The 7,125-nt window shown below is 63.6% G+C and carries 5 protein-coding genes; all 5 read right to left on the reverse strand.

Annotated features, from left to right (window positions below; all coding sequences use genetic code 11):
* Nucleotides 1–143: 143 nt before the first annotated feature.
* Nucleotides 144–1,730 carry a citramalate synthase gene (gene cimA / locus NZN28_RS13355; RefSeq protein WP_295398942.1) on the reverse strand — a complete coding sequence of 529 codons (1,587 nt, stop codon included), beginning with the start codon at nucleotides 1,728–1,730 and terminating at the stop codon, nucleotides 144–146.
* Nucleotides 1,730–3,289, reverse strand: a complete 1,560-nt coding sequence (locus NZN28_RS13360; RefSeq protein WP_295398943.1) for a 2-isopropylmalate synthase — start codon at nucleotides 3,287–3,289, stop codon at nucleotides 1,730–1,732. The genes cimA and NZN28_RS13360 overlap by 1 nt, the downstream gene beginning before the upstream one ends.
* Before the next feature lie 83 nt (nucleotides 3,290–3,372).
* Nucleotides 3,373–4,392 carry a ketol-acid reductoisomerase gene (gene ilvC / locus NZN28_RS13365; RefSeq protein ID WP_295398945.1) on the reverse strand — a complete coding sequence of 340 codons (1,020 nt, stop codon included), beginning with the start codon at nucleotides 4,390–4,392 and terminating at the stop codon, nucleotides 3,373–3,375.
* A gap of 95 nt (nucleotides 4,393–4,487) precedes the next feature.
* Nucleotides 4,488–4,997: an acetolactate synthase small subunit gene (ilvN, locus tag NZN28_RS13370; RefSeq protein WP_208015642.1), complete on the reverse strand. Its 510-nt coding sequence runs from the start codon at nucleotides 4,995–4,997 to the stop codon at nucleotides 4,488–4,490.
* Nucleotides 4,998–5,063: 66 nt separating this feature from the next.
* A complete protein-coding gene (ilvB, locus tag NZN28_RS13375; protein ID WP_295398949.1) occupies nucleotides 5,064–6,749 on the reverse strand; it encodes a biosynthetic-type acetolactate synthase large subunit in 1,686 nt (561 codons plus the stop codon).
* Nucleotides 6,750–7,125 lie beyond the last annotated feature (376 nt).

Consider the following 7,125-nt stretch of genomic DNA (forward strand, 5'->3'; position numbering starts at 1 on the left):
AGACGTGCCTCACCTCGGTGAGGCACGCTTGTCTGCGTTGCGTCTGGGCCGAGACGCATGTGTTCGAGTTTCCAGGCCGCCACTGTGCTGTTCAGAACCAGGCTTTCTCGAACTCGAACGGCTCACAATATGTGAAGGGCGCTCTAATCCTGCGGCACCGGCTGGCCCTTGACCAGCACGTAGGCGTAGCCATCGGTAAGGGCCTTGAGGCTGGCCTCGAGGTTGTTCTTGCTGGCCCCCACGGTACTCCAGCGCTCACCGGCGCGGTGCATCTCAATCATCACCCGCACCCCCGAGGCCGTGCCCGCCTCCTGGCCCGAGAGGATGCGCACCTTGTAATCGCACAGCTCAATCTCGGCAATCTCGGGGTAAAACGGCTCGATGGCCTTGCGAAAAGCCTTGTCCAGCGCCGAGACCGGCCCGTGCTGGCTCTCGGCGGCGGTGTGCTGGAGGGTGTCGCCCACCCGAACCCGCACCGTGGCCTCGGCCCAGGTGGGGGTTTCGGGGTTGGCGTCGTTCACGTGCACGAAGACCGTAAAGCCCTCCACATTGAAAGGCATCCGGCCCCCCCGCAGCCGGTGGGCCAGCAGGAAGAAGCTGGCCTCGGCCCCCTCGAAGGCGTAGCCCGCGTGCTCGAGCTGCTTTACCTCCTCCAGCAAAGCCCCGGCGGTCTCCTTGGGCACGCTCACGCCCGCCTCGGCCAGCTTGGCCAGCAGGTTGCTGCGGCCCGAAAGGTCGGAGACCAGCACCCGCCGGTGGTTCCCCACCGCCTCGGGCGGCACGTGCTCATAGGTGCGGGGGTCTTTTAGAACAGCCGAGACGTGAATGCCCCCCTTGTGGGCAAAGGCCGCATCGCCCACGTAGGGCGCCCGGATGTTGGGACTCAGGTTGGCCCGCTCATCCACGTAGTGCGAGACCTCGCGGAGCTGGGTCAGCCCCTCCGGGCTCAGTCCCTTGAGGCGGTAGCCATACTTCAGCATCAGGTTGGGAATGGCGCTGGTCAGGTTGAGGTTGCCGCAGCGCTCCCCGTAGCCGTTGATGGTGCCCTGGATGTGGGTGGCCCCGGCCCGCACCGCGGCCAGGGCGTTGGCCACCGCCAGTTCGCTATCGTTGTGGGGGTGGATGCCAATCGTGAGGGTTGGGAAGGCTGCCCGCACCGCCTGGGTGATCTCGAACACCTCCTCCGGCAGGCTCCCCCCGTTGGTATCGCACAGGCACAGGGTATCGGCCCCGCCCCGCACCGCGGCCCGCAGGGTTTCCAGCGCGTAGGCCCGGTTGGCCTTGTAGCCGTCGAAGAAGTGCTCGGCGTCGTGGATGACCCGCTTACCCTCGGCGACCAGGTAGCGGTAGGTCTCCTCGATCATGCGAAGGTTCTCTTCCAGCGAGACCTCGAGGGCCTGGGTCACGTGGAAGTCCCAGGTCTTGGCCACCACCGTCACGATGGGGGTTCCGGCCTCCACCATGGCCTGCACCGAGGGGTCGTCCTCGGGCCGCACCCCCTTGCGCCGGGTGGAGCCGAAGGCGCAAAGCTGGGTCTGGCCCAATTCCACCCCCTTCATGCGGGCGAAAAACTCGGCGTCCTTGGGGTTGCTGCCCGGCCAGCCCCCCTCGATGATGGGAATGCCGAAGGCCGCCAGCCGCTTGGCGATGGCGATTTTGTCGTCCGAGGAGAGGCTCACCGCCTCGCCCTGGGTGCCGTCGCGCAGGGTGGTGTCTAGGATTTCAATCATCACTTCCCCAGCCCCGAGCGCTGCACCTCTTCCAGCGAGCGGGGGTGCCGGGCCGACTGCCCCGCCGCGAGCTTATTGGCAGCATCCAGGTAGGCCCGGGCCGAGGCCTCGATAATGTCCGGGGAGATGCCGTGCCCGGTGGCCATCACCTCGCCGAGCTTGAGCTTGACGGTGACCTCGCCCAAAGCCTCGGTGCTGCCCGTGACCGACTCCACCCGGTACAGCTCCAGCTCCGGCTTGAAGCCGATGGCCTCGGAGAGGGCCTTGTAAACCGCATCCACCGGCCCATCCCCGATGGCGGTGGTGGTCACCACGCCCTTGGGGGTCTCGAGGCTCACCGTGGCGGTAGGCAGCATCCCATAGCCGGAGAAAAACTGGAGCTTCTCGAGGTTGAACAGGTGCGGGGTGGAGGCCGCCTCGCTCTCGACCAAAGCCCTCAGCTCCTCGGTCTCGATGGGGCCCTTGCGCTCCACAATCTCGCGGAAGCGGGCGAAGACGGCCCCAATCTGGGCATCGTCCAGCTTGTAGCCCAGGTCGGCCAGGGCTTTTTTCACCGCAGCCCGCCCGGAGTGCTTGCCCAGCACCAGCACCGCCGCCTGGCGGCCCACCAGCTCGGCGTTCATGATCTCGTAGGTCTCCTTGTTCTTAATCACGCCGTCCTGGTGGATGCCCGACTCGTGGGCAAACGCGTTGTCCCCCACGATGGCCTTGTTGGGCTGCACCACCATGCCGGTGTAACGCTCGACCATCCGGCTCATGCGGTAGAGCTCGCGGGTGTTGATGCGGGTGTGGGCCTGGTAGTGGTCGCGCCGGACGTACAGGGCCATCACCACCTCTTCCAGGGCGGTGTTGCCGGCCCGCTCGCCGATGCCGTTGATGGTGCACTCGATCTGGGTGGCCCCATTTTCCACCGCGGCCAGGCTGTTGGCGGTGGCCATGCCGAGGTCGTCGTGGCAGTGCGCCGAAATGTGCACATCCCGCCCCCGCACCACCTCCCTGTAAATGCGGCCAATCAAGGCCCCGTACTCCTGGGGGGTGCCGTAGCCGGTGGTATCGGGAATGTTGATGGTGGTGGCCCCGGCGTTGATGGCAGTTTCGTAGAGCTTCAAGACGAAGTCGAAGTCGGCCCGCATCACGTCCTGGGCGCTGAACTCCACATCGTCGGTGAACTCTCGGGCGTAGCGCACCATCTCGTCGGAAAGTTCCAGGATTTGCTCGGGGGTCTTGCGCAGCATGTACTCCAGGTGCACCCGGCTGGCGCTGGTAAAGACGTGAATCCGCTTTTTCTCGGCCTTCTCCAGGGCTGCGGCAGCCCGCTCGATATCGAGTTTGTGGGTGCGGGCCAGGCCGCAGATGACCGGCCCCTTGACCTCGGCGGCGATACGCGAAACGCACTCAAACTCGCTGGCCCCGTTCACCGGAAAACCCGCCTCGATGATATCCACGTTGAGCCGGGCCAGCCCGTGGGCAATCTCCAGCTTTTGCTGGAGTGAAAGGGCCACCCCTGGGCTTTGCTCGCCGTCGCGCAGGGTGGTGTCGAAAATTCGGATGTGCCGCATAGTACCTCCGGTTCTGCTCATAGTCGATTGTCGATGGCGCATTGCAGTCTAGACTTTTGACCATCGACCATAGACCATAGACATCAACTGTTGACCTCTTCCCTGGAGAACCTGGACTTGAGGAAAGGCATCATGGCCCTGAGCTTGGGGCCGACCTGCTCGATGGGGTGGTCTTTCCAGTAGTTGCGGTTGGCGTTCAGGGTAGGTTGGCCGACCACGTTTTCCAGCATCCACTCCCGCGCAAACTCGCCCTGCTGAATCTGCCGCAGCACCTCGCGCATGCGGGCCTTGGTCTCCTCGCGGTTGATGACCATAGGGCCGCGGGTGTAGTCGCCGTACTCGGCGGTGTTGGAGATGCTGTAGCGCATCCCGGCAAAGCCCGACTCGTAAATCAGGTCCACAATCAGCTTCACCTCGTGCAAGCACTCGAAGTAGGCCATCTCGGGGGGGTAGCCGGCCTCCACCAGGGTCTCAAAGCCCGCCGCGATGAGCTGGGTCAGGCCCCCGCACAGCACGGTCTGTTCGCCGAAAAGGTCGGTCTCGGTCTCGTCTTTGAAGGTGGTGGCAATGGTGCCGGCCCGCGTGCCTCCGTTGGCCTTGGCGTAGGCCAGCGCGGTGGGGAAGGCCGAACCCGAGGCGTCCTGATAGACCGCGACCAGCGAGGGCACCCCGGAGCCTTTTTCGTACTCCGAGCGCACCAGGTGGCCGGGGCCCTTGGGGGCCACCATCCAGACATCGAGGTCGCGGCGGGGCTTGATCTGGCCGAAGTGAATGTTGAAACCGTGGGCAAAGGCGATGGCGGCCCCTTCCTTCAGGTTGGGCTCGACCTCGGCCCGGTACACCGCCCCCTGGGTCTCGTCTGGTAGAAGAATCATCACCACGTCGGCCTTCTGGACGGCCCCGGCCACCGAGAGCACCTCGAGCCCCGCCTTGCGGGCCTTCTCCTCGTTGCGGCTGCCGGGCCGAAGCCCCACCACTACCCGCACGCCCGAGTCGCGCAGGTTGAGGGCGTGGGCATGGCCCTGGGAGCCAAAGCCCAAAATGGCTACGGTCTTGTCCTTGATAAAGCCGATATCTGCATCCTGGTCGTAATAGATTTTCACGCTTGCCTCCTGGTTTTTGAGGGTAGAAGTCGCAGGTCAGCCAGTGCTCGACGCTCGACCATCCTCACAAAAGAAAAGATGGGCCTAAGCCCATCCTAGACAGCTTTTTTCTCGCGCACCTTGAGTACTTGCTCACCGCGGGACATGCCGACCGCGCCGGTACGCATGACCTCGAGCAACCCGTAAGGTCGCATGGCCTCCACAAAGTTCGATACCTTGGTGGAGTCACCGGTGAGTTCGAATATGATGGATTTTTTGGCCACGTCCACAATCCGGGCCCGGAAGGCCTCGGCAATGTCCTTGACCTCCATGCGCTCCTCCATGCCGGCGATGCTGACCTTGACCAAGGCCAGCTCCCGCTCCACATGGGGCTCGGAGTGGTCGGTCACCTTGATAACCTCAATCAGCCGGTTGAGCTGCTTCTCGACCTGCTCCAAAACCGCATCGTCGCCCGAGACCACCAGCGAGATGCGGGATAGACCGGGTTGATGGGTGCGCCCCACCGCCAGCGACTCGATATTGAACCCCCGCCGGGCAATCAGACCGGCAATGCGTTGCAAAACGCCGGGGTTGTCCTGCACCAAAACCGAGACCAGATGTCGCATAGTTCTCCTGTTATTTCGTGCCGAGGTGGGAAAAGTTGGGGAGCCAGCCGACACAACCTCCCATGCCTAATCTCCGGCCACCGTCTCGCGGGGGTTCTCGATAATCATGTCCTCGGCGGCGCCGCCGGAGGGAATCATGGGGAAGACCCCCTCCTCGTGGTAGACCCGTGCCTCCAGCAGCACCGGGCCGGGATGCGCCAAAACCTCCTTCACCGTTTCTTGCAACCGGGCCTTGTCAGTCAGGGTGATGCCCTTGATGCCGTAGGCTTCGGCCAGCTTGGCAAAGTCGGGGTTGGAGTCGGCCAGGTACACCTCGCTGTAACGCTTGGCGTGGAACAAATCCTGCCACTGCCGCACCATGCCCAAAAAGCCGTTGTTCAGGATTACAATTTTCACGTTCAGGTTGTGTTTCTTGAGGGTGGCCAGCTCTTGCAGGGTCATTTGGAAGCTGCCGTCGCCGTCGAAGTCAATGACCAGCTCGTCGGGCCGGGCTAAGGCCGCCCCAATGGCAAAGGGCAGCCCCACCCCCATGGTGCCCAGGCCCCCGGAGTTGATCCAGGAGCGTGGCCGGTCGAACTTGTAGAACTGCGCAGCGAACATCTGGTGCTGACCCACCCCCGCGGTTACCACCGCCTTACCCTGGGTGGCCTCCCAGAAAGCCTGGATCACCTCCTGGCTTTGCAGGTGGGGCTTGGGCCTCCAGGCGAAGGGGTGCTTGGTTTTCCAGTCCTCGAGCTGCGCCCACCACTTGCCCAGACTCAGCTTTTTGGCGCCCTTGGCCAGCTCGGCGGCCACCCACTTGGCATCCCCCACCACCGGAATCGAGGTCTTGATCAGCTTGCCGATTTCGGCGGGGTCAATGTCCACGTGAATCACGGTGTGGGCGTTGGGCGCAAAGCGCGAGACCTTGCCCGTCACCCGGTCATCAAAGCGCAGCCCAATGGCCAGGATGGTATCGGCGTGGTGGATGGCCCGGTTGGCCGCCACCGAACCGTGCATGCCCGGCATCCCCAGACACTGAGGGTGGGTTCCGGGGAAAGCCCCCAGCCCCATCAGGGTTGGAATCACCGGAATGCCGGTCTTTTCGGCAAACGCAATGATCTCGGGGGCCGCGTTCTGTGCCCCACCGCCCACCATCAAAACCGGCTTTTCGGCTTTTTGCAGGGCCTCCAGCGCCCGTTCAATCTGGCGGGGGTGCCCCTTGAAGGTGGGCTTGTAGCCCGGCAGGTCTACTTCTACCTCGAAAGTGCCGGTGAACTCGGCCATCTGAACGTCCTTGGGAAAGTCAATCAGCACCGGGCCGGGCCGCCCGGTCGAGGCAATGTAAAAAGCCTCGGCGATAACCCGAGGAATGTCGTTGACGTTGCGCACCTGCATATTGTGCTTGGTGACGGGCTGGGTAATGCCCACCACATCGGCTTCCTGGAAGGCATCGGTGCCAATCAGGTGCTGCGGCACGTTGCCGGTAATGGCTACCACCGGGGTGGAGTCCATCAGGGCGTCCTGCAAGCCCGTGACCAGGTTCAGGGCTCCCGGCCCCGAGGTGGCCATGCACACCCCCACCCGGCCCGAGGCCCGGGCATAGGCGGTGGCCGCATGAACCCCAGCCTGTTCGTGGCGCACCAGGATGTGCCGAATGGGCGAGTCGTAGAGGGCATCGTAGGTGGGCATGATGGTGCCCCCCGGATGCCCGAAGATGGTATCCACGCCCTGCATTTCCAGGGCTTTCAAGATAGCGGCGGCTCCGTTCATAGGCTCTCCCCTTCAAAAAACCGCCCCCCGGTGGTGCGGGGGGCTTTAGGATGCGCTTCTTGACTGCTGGCTACACCAAATCCCCCCCAGGCCCGGTAATTACTAGGCCTACGACCACTAGGATTAGGCTGCCTGCCGAAAACATCTTGCCCAGAGTTTACGGGTGTTTGGTATACCGTGTCAAGCCGTGGCCTGTTTATCCCAGTCAAGAGAGGGCTCTGGATGGGGCTTCCGAAGTTCAAATCGGCCCAAGCGTCCGACTCGGTGCTGTGTCGCTTAAGAGCCCGTACAACCATACCCGAATAGCGAGCGAATCAGGTCAATCTTGTCGCGCTCTTCACAGACGTGGCCGCCCATGAAAACGAGAAGGGACAAA

It is taken from the genome of Meiothermus sp. (assembly GCF_025056915.1).
In the GTDB taxonomy this organism is placed as follows: domain Bacteria; phylum Deinococcota; class Deinococci; order Deinococcales; family Thermaceae; genus Meiothermus.